Raw genomic sequence first — 25,333 nt, 5'->3', positions numbered from 1 at the left:
CTCGAAAAGACGGCGACGTTCACGCAAAGTGATCTGTGAATAGCAATTCGACATCCAATTTCCTCCATGGCTAACATCATGAATTCATTGGCATGTTGCAGTTTAAAATAGAATGTACCCGGCTACAGGTGAGAATTGCATAACGTATGTTATGGAACTATCTAGCCCGCGATCTACGATCAACTCGAAATCGGGCGTTTACGCTATTCGGGACTAACCACCGACAGCGCCGTGAAACGTAAATGCCGCAGAACGGTGATGAGAAACGCATGGATTACGAGTGTCCGATGGGAGGTTATCCCCAGCCATTTCGACGGTGAACATTTAGGCGAATCGAACCTCGGTTTCTTTGCCTTAAACTGTCAATTGCAGCACTCAACACCCGGAATTTACGGAGATTTTTGACAAAAATTACGGTCGAACAATGCATCTTAATTGCATGAAAATTAGAATTCCCGTACCCGTTTCCAGGCATTGAACTTGCTCCCAATTTTTTGATTATTTGTATTAATTCAATGTGTTGCTAAGTTCGCTTGCATGTGATCCGCTTATCCATAAGATGCAGGGCATTTCATAAATTTCAAAGGAGGGGTTCTTAAATGTATCGGAAATTTCTACTGACAGGCGTGTGTCTTCTGGCGCTGGCAGGTGCGGCATCCGCCGAGACGGTTCTCAATCGCGGTAACGATACAGATCCGGCAACGCTCGATCATCACCGGACGTCCACTGTTGCCGAAGGCAACGTATTGCGCGACCTCTATGACGGTCTGACCATTCAGGATGCGGACGGCAAGGCAATTCCTGGTGTCGCCAAGTCATGGGATATTTCCGAAGACGGGACTGTCTACACATTCCATCTGCGCGACAATGCCAAATGGTCAAACGGCGATCCGGTAACAGCAGGTGATTTCCAGTTTACCTTCCGCCGTCTGATGGACCCCAAAACGGCTGCCGGTTATGCCAGCATGCTGTTTGTCATCAAGAACGCTGAAGATATTGCAGGCGGTAAAAAGCCTGTCGACCAGCTTGGCGTCGAAGCTGTCGACGACCACACGCTTAAGATCACACTGAATGCCCCTGCTCCATATTTTCTAGAACTTCTGACGCACCAGACCGGCTTTCCGCTCAATCAGAAAAGCGTTGAGGCCAATGGCGACAAGTTCACCACGCCTGGCAAGATGGTGACCAACGGCGCTTATATGCTCGAAAGCTTCACGCCGAACGACAAGATCGTTATGAAAAAGAACCCGTATTATTACGAGGCCGATCAGGTCAAGATCGATACGGTAAACTGGATTCCCTTTGAGGACCGCGCCAGCTGCATGCGTCGCTTCGAAGCCAAAGAAGTGCAGATTTGTTCCGACGTTCCCGCCGAGCAGATGGACTATGTGAAGAAAAATCTCGCCAAGGAATTCCGCATGGCGCCTTATCTCGGCGTCTATTACCTGCCGGTCAAGGGTAAGTCGGCCGACAGCAAATTAAAAGACGTGAAAGTGCGTCAGGCGATATCGCTGGCTATCGACCGTGAATTTCTGGCCGATCAGGTCTGGCAGGGAACCATGCTGCCTGGTTATTCCATGGTGCCGCCCGGTATAGCCAACTATCTGAAAGACGCGCCGAAGCTCGATTATTCCGACGACATGCTGGAGCGTGAGGACAAGGCCAAGGAGCTTCTGAAAGAAGCGGGTGTCGAGCCCAATACGCTCAAGATCGAGTTGCTCTACAACACGTCCGAAAACAACAAGAACACCATGGCGGCCATTGCCGACATGCTGGGCAATATCGGCGTGAAGGCCTCGCTCAATGAAACTGAAGGCGCCACCTACTTCAACTTCATGCGCGATGACGGGCCGTTCGATATCGCGCGTGCCGGCTGGATTGGCGACTACAACGATCCTCAGAACTTCTTGTTCATCAGCCAGGGAAATGTCAGCTTCAACTATTCCAAGTGGAAGAACGCAGACTATGACGCGCTGATGGCCAAGGCGGAAAAGACCACCGATCTGGGTGAACGCGCCAAGGTTTTGGGCGAAGCCGAAAAAATCCAGCTCGACGAAGTGGGCAATATTCCTATCCTCTATTATTCGTCGCGCGCGCTCGTTTCCGATAATGTCGCCGGTTGGAACGACAACCTTATGGACAGCCACAAGACCCGCTGGCTTTCCCTCAAACAGTAATTTTAGACAGGGCTGCGCTTGATCGCGCGGCCCTTTTTTTGGGCGGAAGAGAGCTAGACACCCCTCTCCTGCCAGCGTTTCCGTTTTCATTCGGCAACAGATGACAACGGAAAAAATATTAGAAAACAATAATCTAAAAGCCCTTAGTGGGATTTGCCCGGCGGCTCTGTGCTGTCAGGCAAAGAAGGGACAAAGACATGCTGGGCTACACGTTCCGACGATTGGGTAGTGCGATACCCACGATCTTCATTATCATCACTCTGACATTCTTCCTCATCCGCCTTGCACCCGGCGGTCCATTCGACCTCGAACGCCCCCTCGATCCGCTGATCCTCGCGAACCTCAAGCGCGCCTACAATATGGATGCGCCGCTCTGGCAACAGTATCTGGTGTATCTTGGCAATCTCGTGCAGGGCGATCTCGGCCCGAGCTTCACGCGCCGCGATTTTTCCGTAAACGACCTGTTTGCTTCTGGTCTGCCGGTGTCGATCATGCTCGGCACTCTGGGTCTGACGCTGGCCGCGATCATCGGCACGTTTCTCGGCACGCTTGCCGCGCTGAAGCAGAATTCCGCTGTTGATTATTTCGTGGTCGCGCTCGCGACTTTCGGTATCACAACGCCCAATTTCGTTGTCGCCCCGCTACTGAGCTTGCTGTTCGGTGTCATTCTGGGCTGGGTTCCCGCAGGAGGCTGGTCATCGGCCAATGTCACCTACTGGATATTGCCGGTGTTGACGCTTGCCTTGCCGCAAGTAGGGGTTATTGCGCGTCTGGTGCGAGGTGCAACTATTGAAGCGCTGCGCGCCAATCATGTTCGTACCGCCCGCGCCTATGGCCTGCCGTCGCGTGTCGTGGTTGGCGTGCATGCATTGCGCGCCGCCATGCTGCCCGCTGTTTCCTATCTCGGACCAACTGCTGCCGCCCTCCTCACTGGCTCAGTTGTGGTTGAAACGATCTTCGGTATTCCGGGCATTGGCCGATATTTCGTGCAAGGCGCACTCAGCCGCGACTACACGCTCGTCATGGGCACGGTTGTGGTGATCTCGATCTTCGTCGTTGTGTTCAACCTGATTGTTGATCTTCTCTATGCATGGCTTGATCCGAGGGTTCGCTATGACTGATCTGACCGTACCAACGGAAACTGCCGAATTGAGCATGCCAAGCCGCTCGCTCTGGCAGGACGCATGGCTGCGCCTGCGCAAGAACAAGGCTGCCGTCGCCAGCGCAATAGTGCTCATGGTTCTGGCTCTTGCAGGTATTTTCGGGCCGATGCTCAGCCCGCATCCTTATGACAAAATCTATCCGCAGTTCGTGCGCGTTGCGCCAAGCCTCGAGGCCTATCCGCGGGCGGATACGATCCTGCCGGGGCTTGAGCGGGAACTGGCTCGTGCGCGGTTGAAGGCCTCCGCAGAGCCTGAACTGACTGGCAACACCATCGTTGTCGATTTCACGGCGCAGCGCCCGACCGACGACCGTGTTCTGCGTTATTTCCAGCGCTCCGACCTGTTCAGCAATCCGAAGGTGGAACTGGCCGCCGACGGTCTGAGTGGCAAGCTGACGCTTGATGTGACGCGCAATTATTTCCTGCTGGGCACCGATAATCTCGGTCGCGATCTGTTGACGCGCATCTTCATTGGGGTGCGTATGTCGCTGGCGATTGGCTTGCTGGCCTCGGCCATGTCGCTGGTGCTGGGTGTCTCCTTCGGCGCGATTTCCGGCTATCTCGGCGGACGTATCGACAATGTCATGATGCGTGTTGTCGATATTCTCTATTCGCTGCCCTTCATCTTTTTCGTAATTTTGATGCTTGTTTTCTTCGGGCGGTCAATATTCATCATCTTCATCGCCATTGGTGCTACGGAATGGCTGGATATGGCGCGCATCGTGCGCGGACAGACATTGAGCCTTAAGCGGCAGGAATTCGTGCAGGCGGCGGAAGCGCTTGGCGCGACGCGACGGGGGATTATCACCCGCCATATCATTCCAAATGCGCTCGGCCCGGTGATCGTCTTCGTCACCTTGCTGGTGCCGAAAGCCATCTTACTGGAAAGCCTCCTCTCCTTCCTCGGCCTCGGCGTGCAAGACCCCCTCACCTCGCTCGGTCTGCTGATCTCGGAAGGTGCCCAGAACATGCGCGGCGCGAGCTGGCAGTTGATCTGGCCCGCCGCAACATTGACCATCATTCTGTTTGCGCTGAACTTTCTGGGCGATGGCCTGCGTGATAGTCTTGACCCGAAGGATCGCTGAGATGACGAAGGAAACCATTCTGAGCGTTCGCGATCTGCGCGTAACCTTCGATACCCATGATGGTCCCGTTCCGGCTGTGCGTGGTATCAACCTCGACGTCAAGGCCGGTGAAACGGTGGCCATTGTGGGGGAATCCGGTTCCGGCAAAAGCCAGACAACCATGGCGCTGATGGGACTGTTGGCGCGCAACGGCAAGGCAACGGGACAGGCGCTCTATCGCGGTCAGGACCTGATCGGCATGTCCGACAAGGCGCTGAATACTATTCGCGGCGCGAAAATCACCATGATCTTTCAGGAGCCGATGACCTCGCTCGACCCGCTCTATCGCATCGGCGACCAGCTCGCGGAGCCGCTGCGCTATCACCGTGGCATGAGCAAGAAGCAGGCGCGTCCGCGCATTCTGGAACTGCTGAAACTTGTCGGCATTCCGGAGCCGGAACGCCGCATTGACAGCTATCCCTATGAGCTGTCCGGCGGGCAACGGCAGCGCGTGATGATCGCCATGGCGCTCGCCAATGAGCCGGATATCCTGATTGCCGACGAGCCGACTACAGCGCTCGATGTTACTATTCAGGCGCAGATACTCGACCTTCTCGCCGATCTGCAACAGCGTCTTGGTATGGCCGTTGTGTTCATTACCCATGATCTCGGCATTGTGCGCCGTTTTGCCGACCGGGTTTATGTGATGCGCTCCGGCGAAGTGGTCGAGAGCAATCAAACGGAGACGCTTTTTACCGAGCCGCAGCATCCCTACACCCGGATGTTGCTGGATGCGGAACCGGAAGGCGAAAAGCTGCCGCCGCCGGATGAAGCGCCCGTCTTGATCCGCGCCGATAATGTGAAGGTCAATTTCCTGATCCACAAGCCGTGGCTTGGCGCGGCCAATTATATGACCGCCGTGAATAATGTCTCACTGACGCTCAAGGAAGGTCAGACCATCGGCATTGTCGGGGAATCCGGTTCGGGAAAGTCCACGCTGGGACGCGCCATCCTGCGACTTCTCGATTCTGAAGGCCGTATCGCCTATCTCGGCAAGGAGCTGCCGCGCGATCCGCAAGCCATGCGTCCCAAACGCCGGGAATTGCAGCTCGTCTTTCAGGACCCGTTCGGTTCGCTCAGCCCGCGCATGACGGTTGGGCGCATCATCACCGAAGGGTTGCTGATCCACGAACCGCAGCTTTCCGCCAAGGAGCGTGACCGCAGGGCGCAGGAAGCGCTGAAGGAGGTCGGGCTGGACCCTTCCATGCGCAATCGTTATCCGCATGAGTTTTCAGGCGGACAGCGCCAGCGTATCGCAATTGCCCGCACGATGATCCTCAAACCCCGCGTCATCGTTCTGGACGAACCGACAAGCGCGCTCGACCGCTCCGTGCAGAAGCAGATCGTGGCGCTCTTGCGTGATCTGCAGAAAGAGCACGGCCTTTCCTACCTGTTCATCAGCCACGACATGGCAGTGGTTCGCGCCGTGTCGGATTATGTGGTCGTGATGCGCAATGGCAGGATCGTCGAACAAGGCGATACCGAGCAAATCTTCGATCATCCTCGCGAAGACTATACCAAAGCGCTGATGGCGGCAGCGCTCAGCGAGGAACGCTTCGGTTCAGCAAGCTGACGAAATCAACATCTCAGATAAGATCGTAAGAACGGGGCTTTGGCCCCGTTTTTTATTGCCGTTCACCTCCTGTTCGCGCTGTCCTGTTTGCAATTGCGAAGAAATATTTCGACAGAATTATTTAATTGGGATCAATAGATTAGGAGCAATTCATAGCGATTGCACAATATATTCTAAAATGACCAATGTGTCTTATTCCTAATAAAAAGAAGTAAAGTCCGAATTTAATTATTAGGATGTAAATAGATATTATTAGATCTTGAATATATGCGGGGGAAAATTATCAACAATTGAGAGAGGGAATCATGCGGAATTTCTATCCAATCGTTCGATTATTAACCGTGACTATAATTCTATTTCCTTCATCTTCTTATGCGCAGCAGGCAGAGCCAAATAAGGCATTCAGGTCCGATGCCGAATATAAGGCAAATTGGGCCTTGCCGATGATCAACGCAACGCCAGCCTATCAGCGCGGCTTTACAGGCAAAGGCATCACTGTGGCCGTGCTGGACACGGGCATTGATATCTACCATCCGGAATTTGCCGGAAAAGTGCATCCATGGTCGAGAAATTTCGGCACATATATGGGCGAACAAGACGTTCGGGATCTTCAACAAAATGGCAGACCGATTGGGCACGGAACGCATGTGAGCGGCATTATTGCCGCAGCCCGCAACGGAACCGGGATGCATGGCGTTGCCTATGATGCACAAATCCTTGCCTTGAGGGCCATCGTACCGGACCGAAAATATGATGCCATCAATAGAGCGCTGCGCTACGCGTCAACAACCAAGGTGAAGGTTCTGAATGGCAGCTATGGCCCATACGTTTTTCCTACCCCTTACGACAACCCAAATTACCAGCGGCTGAGCTATCAGCCGATCCTGTATGGCGGCTATCTCAAGAATGATTATGAAGCACTGAAAGTGGCCGCAAAAGCCGATATCGTCATGGTTTTCGCGGCGGGCAATGACTACAAGGTCCAGCCGATTTCGTCAGCGCATCCAAGTGGCAGCGCACTGTTTCCCGCAATCACTCCGCAGAACACTGCAATCGGAAAATATAAGTTCGTGGATGGACGCCGACGCGATCTCGACATGAACAACCCGAATACGTTTCACCTGCTCGCACCAAATGATCCGGCGGTTGCCAATCTCGACTTTTCGGATTTGAAAGGCTCCCTTATTGCCGTCGTTTCAGTTGGTCCGAACAGACAGATAGCGAGCTATAGCAATCGCTGCGGTATTGCCGCCGAATGGTGTATGGCGGCTCCCGGTGGCGATAATGGAGGCCCCATCTACTCGACCTATCCCGGGGGGAGTTATCAATATATGCAAGGTACATCCATGGCCTCGCCGCATGTGGCGGGTGCTGCTGCAGTCGTCCGGCAGGCCTTTCCCTACATGAATGCACGGCAGACCATTGAAACCTTGCTGACCACTGCCACCAATATCGGCCCCACCGAAATTTACGGTCAGGGATTGTTGAACCTCGGCGCTGCCGTCAACGGACCGATGAAATTTCGTTATGCGGAAGGTTTCGACGTCGACACACAAGGCTATTCGTCAATCTGGTCGAATCCCATTTCGGGCATTGGCGGTCTGATCAAGCGCGGCGTTGGCGAATTGCGTCTCACCGGTGACAACAGCTTTACCGGTAACTCCGCAGTCGTGGGCGGCACACTGATTTTTGATGGTGACAATGCTACATCTGTTCGTGTGGCCAGGGCTGGACGGTTAAGCGGCGTCGGCAGCGTCAACTCCGTGACCAATGAAACCGGTGGCGTAGTAGCGCCGGGCGAAAACGGAATTGGCACACTGACCGTCAAAGGTAATTATATCGGCAAAGGTGGCACGGTCGAAATTGCCACGGGCGTGGGAGCAAATAACAGCGAGACCAGCCATCTTGTCATCCGTGGCGATAGTTCCGGCAGCAGCCAGTTGAGACTGGTTTCCTATGGCGAGGCCAGCACGCAGATTGCTGATGGCACGAAGATCATTGAGGTAGCAGGCAATCCTGCGGGCACATTCGAACTGGCGGGCGATTACACAACGGCGAATGGCGAAGCGGCTGTTGTAGGGGGCGTCTATGCCTATGAAATCACCGCAACTGCCGATGAACCGACCGAAGCCCCCTTGGCCGCGGCAGCTGATGCACGCTCTTCGTCGCCTACCGTGAATAGTGTGGCTCTGTCGGGCGATGGCGGCTTTTATCTGCACAACACGGCGGCGAATGGCGAGACGCGCTACAATCCTTCAATGCCGATCTATGAAGGCTATGCGCGTAACATGCAGGCCTTGAACCAGATGCCGAGCTTGCAGCAGCGCGTCGGCAATCGATACTGGAACAATGATGCAATGCCGAGCGAAGATGTTAAGGACGGTCATGCGACGGCAGGTCGGGATATCCCCATCGACAAATATGGCGTCTGGGGACGCATCGAGGGAGCGCACAGCAAATTTGCTGCCAACGGTTCCACGGCGGGTGTGACGCAGGACATTGGCGTCTTCGTCATGCAGGCAGGTATCGATGCGCTGTTTCAGGAAAGCCAATCCGGTCGCCTGATCGGCAGTTTCATAGCGCAATATGGCAAAGCGAGCAGCGATATCTCGTCATTTAGCGGCGATGGCACCATCGACACAGACGGTTGGGGATTGGGTGGCGCCCTCACCTGGTACGGCGATACTGGCTACTACCTGGACGGACAGCTTCAACTGACCTGGTATGACAGCAAGCTGGTTTCCGACACGCTCGAAAAATCACTGGCCGATGGCAATAAGGGCTTTGGCTATGGCCTCAGCCTCGAAGGCGGACGCCGTATTGAAGTCAACGAGCATTGGTCGATTACGCCACAGGCGCAACTTGTCTGGTCGTCGGTGGATTTCGACAGCTTCCATGATGTTGCAGGCGTGCCCGTCGATCTGCGCAATGGCGACAGTCTCAATGCCCGCATCGGGCTGGCGGCGGAATATCGCAATGCATGGCGAGACGGTTACAACCGGCTGACCCAGACCAATCTTTATCTCGCAGCCAATCTCTATCAAGAGTTCATGGACAACTATAAGATCAGGGCTGGCGGCGTTGATTTCAAAAATGGCAATGACAAAACCTGGGGCGGGATCGGCGCTGGCGGAACCTATGCCTGGGCTGATGGCAAATATGCGGTTTTCGGCGAAGGCGTGGTCAAGACCAGCTTCGAGGATTTCGGCGATACTTATAGCCTTAAGGGAACCCTCGGTTTCAAGGTGAGTTGGTAGTCTCACCAGATAACAATCCGAAGACCCCACAAGGGGTCTTCAATTTGAAAGCAGAATTCGGGACGTTTCCACGCCGCTTTGTGCTAAAAAGCCTTATGAGAGATTTGTTCGATCAGCTTGAACCTGTTGAGATTCTTGCGCCCGGCGCTGTGCTTTTGCACGGATTCGCATTGCCGGATGAAGACGCCATTTTGAAATCAGTGGCGGAGGTGAGTGCAGCCGCGCCGTTTCGGCATATGGTGACGCCCGGCGGTTATCGCATGTCGGTCGCCATGACCAATTGTGGAAAGGCAGGCTGGGTGACCGATAAAAGCGGCTATCGATATAGCGCCGAAGACCCCGAAACCGGGACCCCTTGGCCCGCAATGCCGGAGGCCTTTCGCAATCTTGCGGAAAACGCTGCACAACAGGCCGGATATGCTGACTTTTCTCCCGATGCTTGCCTGATCAACCGATATGAGCCCGGCGCAAAACTCTCCTTGCATCAGGATAAGGACGAGCGTGATTTTACCAATCCGATCGTGTCCGTCTCGCTCGGCCTTCCGGCAACCTTTCAGTTTGGCGGTCTGAAGCGCAACGACCCGATCACCAAATATCCCTTGCACCACGGCGATGTGGTTGTCTGGGGCGGGCCATCGCGCCTTTATCATCATGGCATATTGGCGTTGAAAGATGGCAAACACGACAAGGTTGGCCGTGTTCGCCTCAATCTGACTTTCCGAAAAGCGCTTTGAGCCTTAAAGCAGTTGCGGAAAAAACGGAATCGTGGACCGCTCTTTCTATTTGTTTTACGCATTATCCCACGCAAAACCGCTTCGCACTTTTGCTGGAAATGCTCTAGTTCAAAGCCTGCTGGCGCGTTTCGACATTGATCAGGAAGGCGATCACGCCCGCCAGCGCCAAAAGCCCAGCAAACATTGCCACAGCAACATTGAAGCTTTGGCTGATGACGATGGTCAATGCTGATGGGGCCAGAAGGCCACCTAGTCGCGCCATCGCACCCGCCGCGCCCATGCCGCTGGCGCGAAGGGCTGTCGGATAAAGCTCCGGCGTGAAGGCATAAAGCGCCCCCCATGTGCCGAGCAGTGCGAAGCTCATGATGAGGATCGACGCGCCCACCACAGCCGAGCTATCAGCAATCGTGAACAAGGCGCAGGCCGCTGCGCTGATGAACAGGAAGGTTATCAGCGTCTTGCGACGGCCCCATGTTTCAACGCCATAGGCGGCAAGCGCGTAGCCCGGCAATTGCGCCAGCGCCACCACGACGAGAAAGCCGTAGCCTCGCACGAAACCGAAGCCGTCTCCGGCGAGCTTGGCCGGTATCCATGTGAAGATGCCGTAATAGGAAACGGAAACGAGAAACCAGATCGCGAGTGTTGCGAGTGTCCGCTGGCGCAGCTTTGGCGACAAAAGCCGTTCATTCGTTACAAGAAGTGGCGCTTCAAGCCGCGCCTTGGGCGGCAGTTCCGGCTTGCCATTGCGGCGTAGCACGCGGTTCATCACCGATTTCGCTTCATCCGCGCGACCGGATTTCAAAAGATGCATCGGCGATTCCGGCACCCAGAGGCGCAACCAGATCCCGATGAGCGCAGGCGCGGCGGTGACGACGAAAATATAGCGCCAGGCATCCTCGACACCGGCAAGACTTGCAGCCCATGCGGCAAGTGCGATGACGACGGTGCCGACTGCCCAAAAACCTTCAAGCATGACCAGCCAGCGGCCACGGTTCTTGGAGGGCAGAAATTCGGCCATCATGGCATAATCGACAGGCAGCGTTCCACCGACCGCCACGCCGGTCAGAAAACGCAAGGCCAGCAAAACTTCGAAGCCGGGCGCGAAGGCCGACAGCAAACCAAACACGGCATCGCAGGCGACCGTGACGAGCAGGACGCGGCGGCGGCCATATCTATCGGCAAGCCTGCCGAAAACGGCCGCACCGACCAGCATGCCGAAGAAGAAAAGCGTGCCGGTTTGCAAGGCTTGCGGCACCGTCAGCCCGAATGTCTTCGCTATGGAGGCAGCGGTAAAACCGACAGCCAGAACCTGCATGGCGTCCGCTGCCCAGACGAGGCCGAAGACGCCGAGCAAACCACGCTGGAATGCGCCCGTCCCCGCCTGATCAAGCGATTGTTCGATGGTGATCTTCATGCCGTCTATGTCCCTCTCCGGCTGAATAAAGTGCGAGCATTTACAGCGCTGCGCCTAGCGCCGTGTCAATCGCTGTTTTCTGAAACCGCACCGTCTTTTGCCTGCAAATAGGCCCACAGACTTTCGGCGCGCGGCGAAAGCGGTGCATCGTGACGGAAAATGCGAATTTCCGTCGTCAGATCCCAATAGGGATCAACCGATGCAGGCACCATATCGCCACGACTGATCTCATCCAGAACCAGACTTTCTGGTAGCCAGGCCATCCCCCATCCGGCCTGAACCATAGCCTTGAGTCCGATGGACATGGTGTTCTCATGCACGACCTTGCGGGAAAAATTTGGGCCGGACGCAAATTTATGCGACAGGGCTGCCCCGAAAAATGAAAAATCCCCATAGCTGAGATAGGGCAACGGAGCGCCGGTCTCGATCGCGCGATCCAGCAATGGCCCGTCGTCGGAAGGCAATGAGACCGGAATAAGCCGCTCTGTACCCAGAACGATGGACGGAAAGCGTTCTCGGTCGATGAGGATCGGCACTGATGGATGCGCATAGGTTAGGAAGAAATCGACCTCGCCTTCGGTCAGCGTGGCAATATTGTCTTCAAATCCGCCGCGATCTGGCGCCAGATGCGAATGAATATTACCGATGGCCGCATCGATCCCCTTTAGCCATTGCGGGAAGAATGTCACGGTCAAAGTGTGCAGCGCTGAAAATTTCAGCGCTGGATTCTGTCCCTGCCGACTTGGCTGAAGACTTTTGCGGGTGGCGTAAAACTGCCGGACGGTGTCCTCGGCGACGGGGAGAAATGTTTTCCCCTCACGGGTCAGCTGAGCGGGAAAAGTAGCGCGGTTGACCAGCGTTACCCCCAACCAGACCTCAAGCTGCTTGATACGCCGCGAAAACGCCGACTGCGTAACGTAGCGCGTCTCTGCCGCCCGAGAGAAACTCGATGTCGAAGCGAGCGCGATGAAGTCTTCCAGCCATTTCAGTTCCATGAGCGATCCTAGGGGAGTAGGTGAGTAGGGGAATAAGGCAGTAGGGCAGTATGTTCAGGTCGTGAATATGCGAAGCTATCCGCTTTTCACCTATTCCCTTACTCCCTTATTCCCCTACTCCCCTGCGCGTTATGCATTTTCTGCATAGTGATTGCAAAACATAGCATTGGCCAGCGAAATTCTTTTTTCCTACCGTCCTCCCAATCAAGAAATTCAGATGCCGAGGACGTATTTTGGCCAGAGTAATTTATTTGAACGGAGCCTTCGTCGACGAAAGCGAAGCGAAGGTTTCGGTGTTCGACCGCGGCTTTCTGTTTGGCGACGGGATCTACGAAGTCAGCGCCGTGATCGATGGACGTCTGGTCGATAATGAACTTCATCTCGCCCGGCTGGAGCGCTCGGTCAAGGAAATCGACATCGCCCTGCCCGTCTCTCTCGACGAGATACGCAAAGCGCAGATCGAACTCATCCGTCGCAATACCCTGCGCGAAGGCGTTGTCTATATGCAGGTCACGCGTGGCGAGGCTGACCGCGATTTCGTCTATGCAAGCGACATCAAGCCAAATCTGGTGATGTTCACGCAGGCCAAAAATCTGGCCAACGCACCGTCGGTGCTGAATGGCGTTCGCGTGGATGTCACGCCGGACACGCGCTGGGCGCGCCGCGATATTAAGACCGTCATGCTTTTGGCGCAGGTGCTGGCCAAGAAGCAGGCTAAGAGCAAAGGCTATCACGAAGTCTGGCTGGTTGAAGACGGTTTTGTCACCGAAGGCGCCTCATCGACCGCCTTCATCATCTCGCACGACAACGTGCTGGTGGCGCGTCCCAATTCCCATTCCATCCTGCCCGGCTGTACCCGCCGGGCCGTGATGAAAATCGCCGAAGAACAGAACCTCAAGGTCGAGGAGCGGCTTTTCACAGTGGAAGAAGCCAAGGCCGCCAAGGAGGCCTTTCTCACGAGTGCATCCAGCTTCGTGACGCCGATCATCGGCATTCAGGACCACACAATCGGCGATGGCAAGCCGGGTCCGCATACACGCCGTCTGCAGGAAATCTACATGGATCTCGCCCGCACGGGCGCAGAAGCAGTTCTCTAACCCAAAAGAAAGTAAGAGGGGAATATGACAATAAAAAACCTTTTAAAGACAGCAGCCTATAGCGCTTTGTTCGCAAGCGTCGCCGCAGTGGTGGGCGCAGGCAGTGCATCTGCTGCAACCGAAGGCTATGGCGATTGCCCGCTGATCGGCGACAAGGGATCGGCCACAATCACCCCCGCTGTACCGGGTCAGTTCACGGTCATCATCAACCTGCCCGCCATCGGCCAGTTCAATGGCGATACGCCGGAAACCATCAAGGACGGCTATGAATTCTGCATGGCCGTCAATATCGCGCATCGCCTCGGCCTTGAGAAGGTGAAGCTGGTCAATGCCTCGTTCGACTCCATCGTTGCCGGTCAGAACAAAGACTACGACATCGCGTTGGCGTTGATCTCTGTCACCGAACCGCGCAAGAAGGTGGTGGATTTCTCCACGCCATACATGTCTTCCGCTTATGGTGTTGCGGCCCGCGCCGACAAGCCGGTGACGGAAGCCGAAATGAAGACGGTGAAGATCGGCACGCAAGCCGGTACGACGCTGGTTCCTTTCGCGCAGGAAACGCTGAAAGTCGCGCATCTCGATGTCTTTGATGACACCGCGTCGATGTTCACCGCGCTTGCTGCTGGCAAGGTCAATGCCGTGATGACCGATCTGTCGATCATTCTCGGCCAGGTGAAGAACTCCAATGGCAAGCTTGCCGTTGTCGGGCAGTATGAATCCGGCGGCCAGACCGCAGGCATCTATCCGAAGGGCACGGAAAACAAAAAAGTCATCGATCAGCTGATCGCCGACATGGAAAAAGACGGAACGCTGAAGAAGCTGGAAACAGCTTATCTGCTACCGTCGTGGGGCACATCGCCGTCCGACGTTCCGGTTTGGAAGCCATGAGCTGATGATTTTCGGGCTGCAGCTACAATAGCTGCTGCAGTCCGGTCTTCCGATTTTGACACCGTGGCGGCACGCACCGCAAATGCAAGCGTGCGGCCACCTTGCCTCAGCGAGAATATCTATGTCCCATCCGGCACCGGAAGCCAGCGCCGAGCGCGCGCGGCAATGGCGCAGTCGTAACAAGGTCCGAACCCATAGCGGTCGGTCCCTGTTCGCATTCGCCTTTTCGTTCATCACCCTCCTGGCCTCCGCGCAGACCGTCTACAGCGTGACAAGCTATACAATCTCGCAGGGCTGGCCTGCGACACCCGTTCTCACCATCGGATGGGCACTGCTTTTGGCTCCGCTCTGCGTTTTGTGGTTCGCCTGGCGTGCTGTGCAGCTTTCCAGCCAAGCCGGAAAAAGCGCCGACATCTACAAGGGCCGTGAACTGGGTGCGCGCGCATCGGACGTGTCCTGGCAGGTTATTTCCTATGCCGTTGCCGTACTGATCTTCTGTGCGGGCGCATGGTTCATGATCGTCAATGACGCTGCGGTCAGCCGTACCTTCTTCGACGTCAATCTGATTGCCAAGTCGGCGGGAACGGTGCTCAAAGCCTTCGGCACCAACATCATCATCTTCTTTGTCGCCGCCATTTTGATCCTGATCTGGGCGCTGGTGATTGCGATTGCCCGCACGCTTCCGGGCAAGGCGGGCAAGCCGATCCGGCTGCTTGCCACCTTCTACAGCGATCTGTTTCGTGGCCTGCCTGCCATTATCACGATCTATCTCATCGGTTTCGGCCTGCCTTTGACGGGCCTGCCGATCCTGAAAGATCTGTCATCCAATGCTTATGCGATCATCGCGCTGACCCTGACTTATGGCGCCTATACATCTGAAGTTTATCGTGCTGGCATCGAAAGCGTCCATCCAAGCCAGATTGCAGCGGCGCGCTCGCTCGGTCTCTCCTATGTTCGCACCATGCGCTATGTCGTCGTTCCGCTGGCGGTGCGCGGCATCATTCCGCCGCTGATGAACAATTGCATCAGCTTGCAGAAAGATACGGCGCTGGTCGCGATCATCGGCACCATTGACGCCTTCAACCAGTCGAAGATCATCGCCAGCAACTATTTCAACCTGTCGGCTGTCACGACCGTCGCCATCCTGTTCATCCTGATCACCATTCCGCAGGCCCGTTTCGTTGATCGTCTGATCGAACGGGATCGTCGGAAAATGCGTTCGAGTATGTGAGGAATACGGATATGGCACTCGTTGAAATCGACAAGGCAATCAAACGCTATGGGTCGCTGGAGGTTCTGTCCGGCATCAGCCTCGACATTGAAGAACATCAGGTCGTTTGCCTGATTGGCCCGTCGGGCTGCGGCAAGTCCACGCTTCTGCGCTGTATCAACCGGCTCGAAACCATCGATGAAGGCGAAATTCGCCTGCATGGCGACCGCGTGACCGGACCGGGCGTTGACCTTGATGTCCTACGCCGCGAAATCGGGATCGTGTTTCAGGGTTACAACCTGTTTCCGCATATGACCGTGATGGAAAACGTCACGCTCGGCCCGACAAAAGTGCTGGGCATGCCGGTCAAACAGGCGCAGGAAAAAGGCCTCGCATTGCTGGCGCGTATCGGGCTCGACCACAAGGCGAAGGAATATCCTGACCGGCTTTCCGGCGGCCAGCAGCAGCGCGTCGCCATCGTGCGAGCGCTGATGATGGACCCGACACTGCTGCTGTTGGATGAAATTACCTCGGCGCTCGATCCGGAACTGGTGTCGGAAGTGCTTGATATAGTGCGCGATCTGGCGACAAAAGGCATGACCATGGTGTTGGCCACCCATGAAATGGGCTTCGCGCGGGAGGTTGCAGACAAGGTCTGTTTCCTGCAAAACGGCAAGGTCTATGAGGAGGGTCCGCCTTCGCAAATCTTCGGCAATCCGCAAGGCGAGCGCACGCAGGCCTTTCTCAAGCGTATTATCGAAGCCGGGCGTCTGTGACCCTGAGCCTTTATTAAAAACGGAACTCTGAAATGACTGCAACCGCGCGCGACTTCGGCATTATCTGTGGCATCATGCCGACAGGCAGCAAGAATGCCATTACCGATGTGCCGGGCGTGCGGGTCGGACACCACACTTTGCGCGATGGCGACATCAATACTGGCGTAACGGCCATTATGCCCCACGATGGCAATCTCTATCGGCGCAAGGTTCTGGCTGCCTGCGATGTCATCAACGGGTTTGGCAAAAGCACGGGTCTGGTTCAGATCGAGGAACTCGGCACGCTGGAAACGCCGATTCTGCTGACTAACACGTTTGGCGTCGGCACCTGTGCCAATGCCCTCATTCGCGAGGCGATTGCGGGCAATCCGGATATTGGCCGCACAACGGCGACCGTCAATCCGGTGGTACTGGAATGCAATGACGGTCCGCTCAGCGATATTCAGGCCTTGGCCGTGACCGAAGATCACGCACGCCTTGCGTTGAACGCGGCTGGCGAAAATGTTGCCCAGGGTAATGTGGGCGCTGGAACCGGCATGAGCTGCTTTGGTTTTAAAGGCGGCATCGGCACGTCGTCCCGGCAGTTCGTGCTGGATGGTTCAACCTATCATCTCGGCATTCTGGCGCTGACCAATTTCGGACGCGCGGGCGACCTCGTGCTTCCCGATGGACGCCGCCCCTCGCCCAAGGCCGAAGCGCAACCGGAAAAAGGCTCGGTCATTCTCGTACTCGCAACCGATGTGCCCATGGAGCACCGACAACTAAAACGCGTCACGCGTCGCTGCGGTGCGGGTCTGGCGCGGCTCGGCGCATTCTGGGGCCATGGCAGCGGCGATATTGCCGTCGGGTTTTCAACAGCAGTGACATTCGATCACGACGAGCCGCGCGACTTTATCCAGATATCGGCGCTCAATGAAAACCGCATCGATACGCTGTTTCGCGCGGCCACGGAAGCAACACAGGAAGCAGTACTGAATTCGATGTGCGCCGCCGAAGCCATGCGCGGTCGTGCCGCCAACCGCCGCTCATTGGCCGATTGGCTTGCCGCAAACGCCGCGTAGTCCGACCGCCCCTGCCATATCATTACAGTTCGACCGACTGGATGACGGGCAAATAGTTGGAATTGTCAAAGAGTTTCATATTTCATATTCCTAATCTGTTAGTTTAAAAATAATATTTAACTCTAATTGTGAGAATTGATTTGGATCCTATTTTTCCCATCTTATTCCCGGCATCGTAAATGTAGCGGGAATTTTTATTAAGATCATTCCGAGTACCATCGCCAGTATAGCTGATTTTTTAGCTAACAACTTAAAAGTTTTGGTGCCCATATACACTTATACAAATTCATACTAAAAAAATTGAATATTTTATTGCTTATTTTTTTGAGGAAATATCAAAATTACAAAAATTCGACTATGTGCGGTTTTGTTGTTTTTTCCTTTTGGCGCCGGATGTGTAGCAGTTGGACCGGATTATCGCTCACCTGTTATCAATACCCCTCCTGCGTGGAACAGTAAGGCCAGTACAGCGGCTCCGAATCTCGCAGACTGGTGGAAAAACCTTGGTGATCCAATTCTGGATCAACTCATTACTGACGGCATTGAGAGCAGTCCCGACGTTGCGACGGCAAAAGCGAAAGTGCGCGAAGCGCGCGCCGGTTATGCACTAGCTGGTAGTGTGCGTTATCCAGGCATTGACGGAACTGGCAGTTTCATGCGTGCTGGTGGCCATAGCAACGATGCCGCGAGCGCGTCGAGTTTTCGATTAAATCCCGCATGGGATATCGACCTGTTCGGCGCGAACCGGCGCGGTATCGAGGCGGCGTATTACGCAAAAGAATCGGCCAATGAACGCTTGCGAGCAGCGCTTGTCAGTCTGATCGGCGATATTGCAACCAATTACGTCCAACTGCGTGGCGTGCAGGCACAGATCGCAATCGCCGAGCGCAATGCCGCGTCCCAACGCCGAACCGTTGCGCTGACGCGCACGCAGCTGGATGCCGGCAACATATCGCAGGTCGATCTGCTTAGCGCACAAACGCAAGCGGATACCACAGAGGCTGAAATTCCTGCTCTGCGCATCAACTATGCAACTTATCTGAATAAACTATCCACCCTCACAGGGCGTTCATCGCTGGCTCTGACCACAATACTGGATAAGCCCCGCCCCTTGCCTTCCGTACCTCGCAGAATAGCAGCAGGATTACCGGCAAATCTCCTGCTCAGCCGTCCCGACATCCGCGCAGCGGAGCGGGATTATGCCGCCGCGACAGCCAGGATTGGACAGAGTCAAGCGGCACTCTATCCAAAGTTTTCGCTTGGCGGTGACATCAACACTGGTGGCGCGAATTTCGGCGATCTTGGCCGATTGTCGACAATAGGCTGGTCATTCGGCCCAAGTCTTTCACTTCCTGTTTTCCAGGGAGGCAAGCTGCTGGCTGATACTGATATAAAACGAGCCCAGCGAGATCAGGCATTTATCGACTATCGCAGCAAAATTCTCGTCGGCTTGAGCGATGTTGAAAATGCAAGCGTCGCGTTCAATCAAAACCGACTGCGCATCGCCCAGCTCCAGAAAATCGTCAGCAATAGCGCGAAGATCAATGCGTTGACGCTCGATCAGTTCAAGGCCGGATCCAAAAATTTCCTCGACGTCCTCAATGCACAACGCAGCCTGCTCGATCAGGAAAATGCGCTGGCGCAAGCGCGAGTGAACATTATCGACAACTATGTCGCTTTGCAAAAGGCGCTCGGCGGAGGCTGGAACGGCAGGATCGACGTCGCCAGACCCGAAGTCGTAGATGGCTATACCGGCCCCCATCTGGTGAAACCTCTCATGGCAACTGCGCCAGATCAATTTACGAGGCCGCAATGAATTCCTCGAAATCTGCATCGAAGCGACGTTTTCGCAAACGTTGGGGCGCACTTCTTCTTGTCTTGATGCCGACTGCCGGGCTGTCGTTCGAGCATTGGTCTGCCCATGATCCGCTGCCTGCAATGACAACAGTGGAGCGCGGCGACATTGAAAGTTCCGTCGTTGCAACGGGCACGTTGCGGCCTAAAAATCTGGTTGCAGTCGGCGCTCAGGTTACAGGCCGAATAATTTCGCTCAAGGTATGCCCCGGTCAGCAGATCAAAGAGGGCGACGTGATCGCGCTTATCGACGCAACCAATCAGCAGAACGAACTCGACAAGGCGCAGGCGACACTGCGTCAGAACGAAGCCACTCGCGAACAAAACCTCGCCGATCTGGAACTGGCGAGGCTGGACCTTGCCCGCAATCAGGCCATGATCGGGAAAAATGCAGTTGCGAGATCCGAATATGACAAGGCCGTTGCTGGGGTGAAGCGACAGCAGGCTGTGTTGGCTAATATAGAAGCGACCATCGCAGCGTCCAAAGTGGGGGTGCGCATAGCAGAAGCCAATCTGGCCTATACCCGCATTACAGCTCCCATTGATGGCACTATTCTTTCAACGGTGGCGCAGGAAGGTCAAAATGTCAACGCACAACAAACCGTGCCGACCATCGCAATCCTCGGCCAGGTCGATACGATGACGGTGGAGGCCGATATCTCGGAAGCTGATATTACGCAGGTGCATAGTGGTCTGCCGATTTACTTTACAATTTCTGGAAGAAATTCAAAGCGTTACGACGCACACCTCGAAGCCATCGAGCCTGCACCGGATTCCGTCGTGAGCGATAAGAGCTTCGGCCTCAGCAACGGCCTTTCCGCTGCAAGCGGCGTGACGGCCTCCGCCGTCTATTATAAAGGCAAGTTTAGCATTCCCAACACCGACGGTCTGCTCCGCACCTATATGACTGCCGAGATCCATATTGTTCTGGCGAAGGTCAAAAATGTATTGCTGGCGCCGGTATCGGCATTGAAACCGCTGGGAGATTCTGCCTCGAATGGCCCGGGCAAAGCGACCGTCCGCGTGCTGAATGCCTATGGAGCGCTGGAGGAGCGCACCGTGGAAACCGGCATTACCGACAAGATCAACACCGAAGTCCGCTCGGGCTTACAGGAAGGCGACAAGATCGTCACCGACAATCAAGAAACCGCTGGCACGGCTAACGGTGCCTGATATGAGCGATATGCCGTTGATTTCGTTGAAGTCTGTATCGCGTCATTATCCATCAGGCGACGGTTTCACCACGGTGCTGCGCAGTATCGACCTCACCATCCAACGCGGCGAGATGGTGACGATTGTCGGCGCGTCCGGCTCCGGAAAGTCCACGCTGATGAATATTCTTGGCTGTCTGGACCGTCCATCGGAAGGGCAGTATCTAATTTCCGGACGCTCGACTGCGAAACTTGACCCGGACGAACTGGCGCAGCTGCGGCGTGAGCATTTTGGGTTTATCTTTCAGCGTTATCATCTGTTGAATGAGCTGGACGCGGTCGGCAATGTCGAGATACCCGCCATCTATGCGGGACAGGCGCGCGAAGCACGGCGCGAGCGCGCCCATGCAATCCTGCGACGGCTTGGAATGAGCGGTCGGACGCACCACCGCCCCAACCAGCTTTCCGGCGGTCAACAACAGCGTGTATCGATAGCACGCGCGCTGATCAACGATGCCGATGTCATACTCGCGGACGAACCGACTGGCGCGCTCGACAGCCGAAGCGGTGAAGAAGTGCTCGACATTCTTCAGGAACTGAACCGTGAAGGCCACACCATCATCATTGTCACGCATGATCGTGCCGTCGCGGCGCGGGCAAACCGCATCATCGAAATTCATGACGGGGAAATTATAGCCGATGCAGTCCATCCTGATGGTTATCGCAAGGGACAGGACATATCTACGGTAACTGCATCAGACGCGCGAAACTCTAATCTTTTCAGTGGTATGCGCGATCGCTTTAAAGAAGCTTTTGCGATGGCCTTGCGTTCCATGAACGCACATCGCATGCGAACATTTCTAACCATGCTTGGGATCATCATCGGAACGGCCTCTGTAGTCTGCGTCACAGCGCTTGGACAAGGCTCGCAACAGCGTATCCTCGAACAGATCAGCAGTCTTGGCACCAACACTCTGTATATCGGCCCAGGTAGCGGCTATGGCGATTTGAAGGCAGCGCTCGTCACCACCCTGAGCGTTGACGATGCAAAAGAGCTGGCCAAGCTGCCCTATGTGGTTGCTGCGACCCCCGAAAGTTCCACGATGGGAACAGTCCGTGTCGGCAATAGGGAAGTCAGCATCACGGTCAATGGTGTCAGTGAGCAGTATTTTGCGACACGTAAAAGCAAGCTGATCGAGGGGCGTTTCTTCGACAGAAGAAGCCTCGATAATCTCGCACAGGACGCCGTGATCGACACAACTACCAAAAAGGAATTGTTCCCCAACGAACAGAGAGCCGTCGTCGGTAGAATAGTTTTTCTGAAACAGATTCCCGTGCGGATCGTCGGGGTGACCAAAGCCGACGAGCAAGGCATGTCGGGATCGAGCAAGCTGGAATTGTTTCTGCCCTACACGACTGTTCAGACGCGCATGACCGGCTCACGCGCCTTGCAATCGATAGCTGTCCGCATTCGCGACACCATGGACCCGGCGATCGCCGAAAAGATGGTGACGGCGTTTCTGGAAAGACGCCATGGCAAGAAGGATTTCTTCATCTTCAATACGGACACATTGCAGAAGACCATTCAGACGACGACGGCAATGCTTGCTCTTCTCGTCGCAAGCATTGCCGGCATTTCGCTTTTCGTCGGGGGAATCGGCGTGATGAACATCATGCTGGTCGCGGTCTCGGAAAGAATCAACGAGATCGGCGTGCGCATGGCAGTCGGCGCGCGGCCGAGCGATATCCTGCAGCAATTCCTTATCGAATCAATATTGGTCTGTCTGATCGGCGGCGTTGTCGGCGTGCTCATCGCGGGTGGCTTCGGCCTGCTATTTGCGCAGTTCAGCACAATGTTTCAGCTCGTCTATTCGCCGACATCCATTGTGGTCGCGCTGTTTTGCTCCAGCCTTATCGGCATTGGCTTTGGTTTCATGCCTGCCCGCAATGCCTCCCGACTCGATCCCGTCGTAGCGCTCGCCCGTGACTGATCCCTGCTCAAATGCCGCGCTGCGGGCGGCACCCTTTAAGGGAGTGTAATTATTTCAACAACCTAAACGGGTTTCTCCACTTTTCACATAGCGGATTACCTTTTAATCACAAGCATATGCTTTTAAATAATATTATTGATTCTGATCGAGATTTTTCCCCGTGAATGCTGACGGTTGACCGGACACACCCTGTCAGAATTTTCTGGGCATCCGCGAAATTATGAAGGGGGTTGTTAACCTTCATTTTTTATTACTTGGGCTCATTCAGGCGACAGTATCTATGGTTCAGGTATCATGCGTAATTTGAGAGAAAATTTCCCCCATTCCAACGGAAATCGTGCAGAGAACGCCTCGGACCCAAAGCCCCAGCGCGGCCAGACTGAGGCGCGTAATCCGACCGATGATGGCGCCTGGAAAATCCATTTTTCCCTTGGCGAGAATGTCCGTTTCACCCGTACGCCGGAAGTGGAACTGATGCGCCGTCGAGGCGAAGATTTGCCAGACGTTAATGCGCCGCGTTCGCAAGCTCAGCCCGTCGCGGAAGCGCCGGAAGCCATTGTGGAGAAAGTCGCGGAAGCCCAGCCTATGGCCGTAGCCGCATTGCAGCAGAGCGTTTCGCTCGGCATGGTGCAGCCGCCCGCCGTACCGGTTCCGCCTGCTCTGCCGGTTATGCCTGCTGCTATAGCAGCCCCTGCCGTTCAGATTTTGCCGGAACAAGCGGTAGTACAGCCAACCATCGCGCCCACAGCCGAGATCACCACGTCTGCTTTTGCCTTCATTTCCGACTTCGCCTTCTGGGAAGGTTGCGATGTCGACGCTAACCTCACACCAGCCGTGCCGGTTATGGCCGCAGCGCCTGTCGCCCCCAAAAAGCCAGCGCCGACCGTTGAATCCATTTTGGCGCAGTTTCGCATTCGTGAATGGAACAGCCAGCCCGAAGAAACGCCCATAGCGCCGCAGCCCGTGGCAAAAGTTCCGGCTCCTCAGCCTGTTGCAGCGCCAGAACCGGTCAGCGTAGCTCCAGCCATTGCTCTGGTCGCAAAGGCAATTGCTCCGAAGAAGGTCGAAGCTGCGCCGCAAATTGCGGAAGTTGCCGAGGTCTCCGGCGAAGCGACCGAAGACGATGTCGTGCTTGCCGTCGCGGAAGCTGAAGAGCACAGCGTCGAAGAAATCGAAGTGCCTGCCCCGGTCGCAGCACCAGCTCCGGCAAAGGCTGCGCCGTCGATTGCTCTTTATCAGCCTCAGCCCCTTCCCCGTGCTGAAGCGCCAGTGATCCATGGCGAATACGAATTCCCGCCGCGTGATCTGTTGCAGATGCCGCCTGCACTCGATGGCAATGTCATCACGCAGGAAATGCTGGAACGCAGCGCAGGCCTGCTGGAAAGCGTGCTGGAAGATTTCGGCGTGCGCGGCGAGATCATCCATGTCCGCCCCGGTCCGGTCGTAACGCTCTACGAATTCGAGCCTGCTCCGGGCGTGAAGTCCTCGCGCGTCATCGGTCTAGCCGACGATATCGCTCGCTCCATGTCCGCCCTCTCCGCTCGCGTTGCCGTCGTTCCCGGCCGCAATGTCATCGGCATTGAACTGCCGAACGCCAATCGCGAGACAGTCTATCTGCGCGAAATGATCGACTCCCGCACTTTCGAAGCATCGAATTATCGCCTGCCGCTTTGCCTCGGCAAGGGCATTGGTGGCGAACCGATCATCGCTGAACTGGCCAAGATGCCTCACCTGCTGGTGGCTGGCACCACGGGTTCGGGCAAGTCGGTTGCGATCAATACCATGATCCTGTCGCTGCTCTATCGGTTCAAGCCGGAAGAATGCCGTCTGATCATGGTCGATCCGAAGATGCTGGAATTGTCGATCTATGACGGCATTCCGCACCTGCTCACCCCGGTTGTGACCGACCCGAAAAAGGCCGTCGTCGCCCTGAAATGGGCCGTCCGCGAGATGGAAGAGCGCTATCGCAAGATGGCTCGCCTTGGCGTGCGCAACATCGAAGGTTTCAATGCCCGTGCGGCTTCCGCCAAGGGCAAGGGCGAAACCGTCATGTGCACCGTACAGGCTGGCTTCGACAAGGAAACAGGCGAACCCACCTATATTCAGGAAGAACTCGACCTGACGCCAATGCCATATATCGTGGTCATCATCGACGAGATGGCCGACCTGATGATGGTTGCGGGCAAGGATATCGAAGGCGCGGTGCAGCGTCTGGCGCAGATGGCGCGCGCAGCCGGTATTCACCTGATTATGGCGACCCAGCGTCCGAGCGTCGATGTCATCACCGGTACCATCAAGGCCAACTTCCCGACCCGCATTTCCTTCCAGGTGACGTCGAAGATCGACAGCCGCACCATTTTAGGCGAAATGGGCGCAGAACAGCTTCTCGGCCAGGGCGATATGCTGCATATGGCCGGCGGCGGTCGTATCGTCCGCGTCCATGGACCATTCGTCTCGGACGAGGAAGTGGAACAGGTCGTCAATCATCTGAAGGAACAGGGCCGCCCGGATTATCTGGCAACCGTGACAGAAGACGAGGACGCAGAAGAAGAAACTGCAGATTCCGCTGTCTTCGATGCGACGTCGATGGGTTCCGAAGACGGCGACGATGTCTACGATCAGGCGGTAAAGGTGGTGTTGCGCGACAAGAAGTGCTCAACTTCCTACATCCAGCGCCGTCTCGGCATCGGCTACAACCGTGCAGCCTCGCTTGTCGAGCGCATGGAAAAGGAAGGTCTGGTCGGACCCGCGAACCATGTCGGCAAACGTGAGATTCTCACCGGCAATCGGGACTGATCTAATCGATATAATAACTTTAAAAGGCCGGTTTGCGAAAGCGAATCGGCCTTTTCTTATCCAATCTCAAGCG

Annotated in this window: 17 protein-coding genes; 15 read left to right on the top strand and 2 right to left on the bottom strand. The window is 55.6% G+C overall.

Features of this window, described 5'->3' with window-relative positions; all coding sequences use genetic code 11:
- The first annotated feature begins 599 nt into the window (after positions 1-599).
- From JAU75_RS18095 to alkB, 6 genes are all read left to right on the top strand, one after another.
- The gene (locus JAU75_RS18095; protein WP_199057862.1) at positions 600-2,177 is read left to right on the top strand and encodes a peptide ABC transporter substrate-binding protein; all 1,578 of its coding nucleotides are present in this window, start codon (positions 600-602) and stop codon (positions 2,175-2,177) included.
- 197 nt (positions 2,178-2,374) lie between these two features.
- Complete coding sequence (locus JAU75_RS18090) at positions 2,375-3,298, top strand: ABC transporter permease subunit (RefSeq protein WP_199057861.1); 924 nt, start codon at positions 2,375-2,377, stop codon at positions 3,296-3,298.
- On the top strand, positions 3,291-4,424 hold the full coding sequence (locus JAU75_RS18085; RefSeq protein ID WP_199057860.1) for an ABC transporter permease subunit: 1,134 nt from the start codon (positions 3,291-3,293) through the stop codon (positions 4,422-4,424). The genes JAU75_RS18090 and JAU75_RS18085 overlap by 8 nt, the downstream gene beginning before the upstream one ends.
- Before the next feature lies 1 nt (position 4,425).
- Complete coding sequence (locus JAU75_RS18080; RefSeq protein ID WP_199057859.1) at positions 4,426-6,036, top strand: ABC transporter ATP-binding protein; 1,611 nt, start codon at positions 4,426-4,428, stop codon at positions 6,034-6,036.
- 443 nt (positions 6,037-6,479) lie between these two features.
- On the top strand, positions 6,480-9,293 hold the full coding sequence (locus JAU75_RS18075) for an autotransporter outer membrane beta-barrel domain-containing protein (RefSeq protein WP_199057858.1): 2,814 nt from the start codon (positions 6,480-6,482) through the stop codon (positions 9,291-9,293).
- 95 nt (positions 9,294-9,388) lie between these two features.
- Positions 9,389-10,027: a DNA oxidative demethylase AlkB gene (gene alkB, locus JAU75_RS18070; RefSeq protein ID WP_199057857.1), complete on the top strand. Its 639-nt coding sequence runs from the start codon at positions 9,389-9,391 to the stop codon at positions 10,025-10,027.
- Positions 10,028-10,130: 103 nt separating this feature from the next.
- On the opposite strand, the gene JAU75_RS18065 is transcribed toward alkB, so the two are convergent.
- Both JAU75_RS18065 and JAU75_RS18060 read right to left on the bottom strand, forming a co-directional pair.
- Positions 10,131-11,441, bottom strand: a complete 1,311-nt coding sequence (locus JAU75_RS18065; RefSeq protein ID WP_199057856.1) for an MFS transporter — start codon at positions 11,439-11,441, stop codon at positions 10,131-10,133.
- A 65-nt stretch (positions 11,442-11,506) separates the two neighbouring features.
- On the bottom strand, positions 11,507-12,436 hold the full coding sequence (locus tag JAU75_RS18060; RefSeq protein ID WP_199057855.1) for a LysR family transcriptional regulator: 930 nt from the start codon (positions 12,434-12,436) through the stop codon (positions 11,507-11,509).
- A gap of 233 nt (positions 12,437-12,669) precedes the next feature.
- Here JAU75_RS18060 and JAU75_RS18055 point away from each other — a divergent pair, with 233 nt between their 5' ends.
- The 9 genes from JAU75_RS18055 to JAU75_RS18015 all read left to right on the top strand — a co-directional run bounded on the left by JAU75_RS18055 (position 12,670) and on the right by JAU75_RS18015 (position 25,260).
- The gene (locus JAU75_RS18055; RefSeq protein ID WP_199057854.1) at positions 12,670-13,533 is read left to right on the top strand and encodes a D-amino-acid transaminase; all 864 of its coding nucleotides are present in this window, start codon (positions 12,670-12,672) and stop codon (positions 13,531-13,533) included.
- Between the two features lie 24 nt (positions 13,534-13,557).
- Complete coding sequence (locus JAU75_RS18050; protein WP_199057853.1) at positions 13,558-14,421, top strand: ABC transporter substrate-binding protein; 864 nt, start codon at positions 13,558-13,560, stop codon at positions 14,419-14,421.
- Between the two features lie 121 nt (positions 14,422-14,542).
- Positions 14,543-15,652, top strand: a complete 1,110-nt coding sequence (locus JAU75_RS18045) for an amino acid ABC transporter permease (protein ID WP_199057852.1) — start codon at positions 14,543-14,545, stop codon at positions 15,650-15,652.
- A gap of 11 nt (positions 15,653-15,663) precedes the next feature.
- Positions 15,664-16,407, top strand: coding sequence for an amino acid ABC transporter ATP-binding protein (locus JAU75_RS18040; protein ID WP_109367395.1), 744 nt, complete (start codon positions 15,664-15,666; stop codon positions 16,405-16,407).
- 32 nt (positions 16,408-16,439) lie between these two features.
- Positions 16,440-17,468, top strand: coding sequence for a P1 family peptidase (locus tag JAU75_RS18035; RefSeq protein WP_199057851.1), 1,029 nt, complete (start codon positions 16,440-16,442; stop codon positions 17,466-17,468).
- A 370-nt stretch (positions 17,469-17,838) separates the two neighbouring features.
- Entirely contained in the window at positions 17,839-19,284 is a 1,446-nt protein-coding gene (locus tag JAU75_RS18030; protein WP_247880536.1) for an efflux transporter outer membrane subunit, read from the top strand.
- Positions 19,281-20,495, top strand: coding sequence for an efflux RND transporter periplasmic adaptor subunit (locus JAU75_RS18025; protein ID WP_199057850.1), 1,215 nt, complete (start codon positions 19,281-19,283; stop codon positions 20,493-20,495). The genes JAU75_RS18030 and JAU75_RS18025 overlap by 4 nt, the downstream gene beginning before the upstream one ends.
- A gap of 1 nt (position 20,496) precedes the next feature.
- On the top strand, positions 20,497-22,464 hold the full coding sequence (locus JAU75_RS18020; RefSeq protein WP_199057849.1) for a MacB family efflux pump subunit: 1,968 nt from the start codon (positions 20,497-20,499) through the stop codon (positions 22,462-22,464).
- 417 nt (positions 22,465-22,881) lie between these two features.
- Complete coding sequence (locus JAU75_RS18015) at positions 22,882-25,260, top strand: DNA translocase FtsK (protein ID WP_371836202.1); 2,379 nt, start codon at positions 22,882-22,884, stop codon at positions 25,258-25,260.
- Positions 25,261-25,333: the final 73 nt, after the last annotated feature.

The organism is Ochrobactrum sp. Q0168, from assembly GCF_016427605.1.
In the GTDB taxonomy this organism is placed as follows: domain Bacteria; phylum Pseudomonadota; class Alphaproteobacteria; order Rhizobiales; family Rhizobiaceae; genus Brucella.
This window is presented reverse-complemented; position numbering and strand designations above follow the sequence as displayed.

Excerpts from the sequence above, each read along its gene's own strand:
- JAU75_RS18065 (WP_199057856.1), bottom strand. The coding sequence starts at position 11,441 with ATGAAGATCACCATCGAACAATCGCTTGATCAGGCGGGGACGGGCGCA.
- alkB (WP_199057857.1), top strand. The coding sequence starts at position 9,389 with ATGAGAGATTTGTTCGATCAGCTTGAACCTGTTGAGATTCTTGCGCCC.
- JAU75_RS18080 (WP_199057859.1), top strand. The coding sequence starts at position 4,426 with ATGACGAAGGAAACCATTCTGAGCGTTCGCGATCTGCGCGTAACCTTC.
- JAU75_RS18045 (WP_199057852.1), top strand. The coding sequence starts at position 14,543 with ATGTCCCATCCGGCACCGGAAGCCAGCGCCGAGCGCGCGCGGCAATGG.
- JAU75_RS18075 (WP_199057858.1), top strand. The coding sequence starts at position 6,480 with ATGATCAACGCAACGCCAGCCTATCAGCGCGGCTTTACAGGCAAAGGC.
- JAU75_RS18020 (WP_199057849.1), top strand. The coding sequence starts at position 20,497 with ATGAGCGATATGCCGTTGATTTCGTTGAAGTCTGTATCGCGTCATTAT.
- JAU75_RS18035 (WP_199057851.1), top strand. The coding sequence starts at position 16,440 with ATGACTGCAACCGCGCGCGACTTCGGCATTATCTGTGGCATCATGCCG.
- JAU75_RS18025 (WP_199057850.1), top strand. The coding sequence starts at position 19,281 with ATGAATTCCTCGAAATCTGCATCGAAGCGACGTTTTCGCAAACGTTGG.
- JAU75_RS18040 (WP_109367395.1), top strand. The coding sequence starts at position 15,664 with ATGGCACTCGTTGAAATCGACAAGGCAATCAAACGCTATGGGTCGCTG.
- JAU75_RS18060 (WP_199057855.1), bottom strand. The coding sequence starts at position 12,436 with ATGGAACTGAAATGGCTGGAAGACTTCATCGCGCTCGCTTCGACATCG.
- JAU75_RS18095 (WP_199057862.1), top strand. The coding sequence starts at position 600 with ATGTATCGGAAATTTCTACTGACAGGCGTGTGTCTTCTGGCGCTGGCA.
- JAU75_RS18090 (WP_199057861.1), top strand. The coding sequence starts at position 2,375 with ATGCTGGGCTACACGTTCCGACGATTGGGTAGTGCGATACCCACGATC.
- JAU75_RS18085 (WP_199057860.1), top strand. The coding sequence starts at position 3,291 with ATGACTGATCTGACCGTACCAACGGAAACTGCCGAATTGAGCATGCCA.
- JAU75_RS18050 (WP_199057853.1), top strand. The coding sequence starts at position 13,558 with ATGACAATAAAAAACCTTTTAAAGACAGCAGCCTATAGCGCTTTGTTC.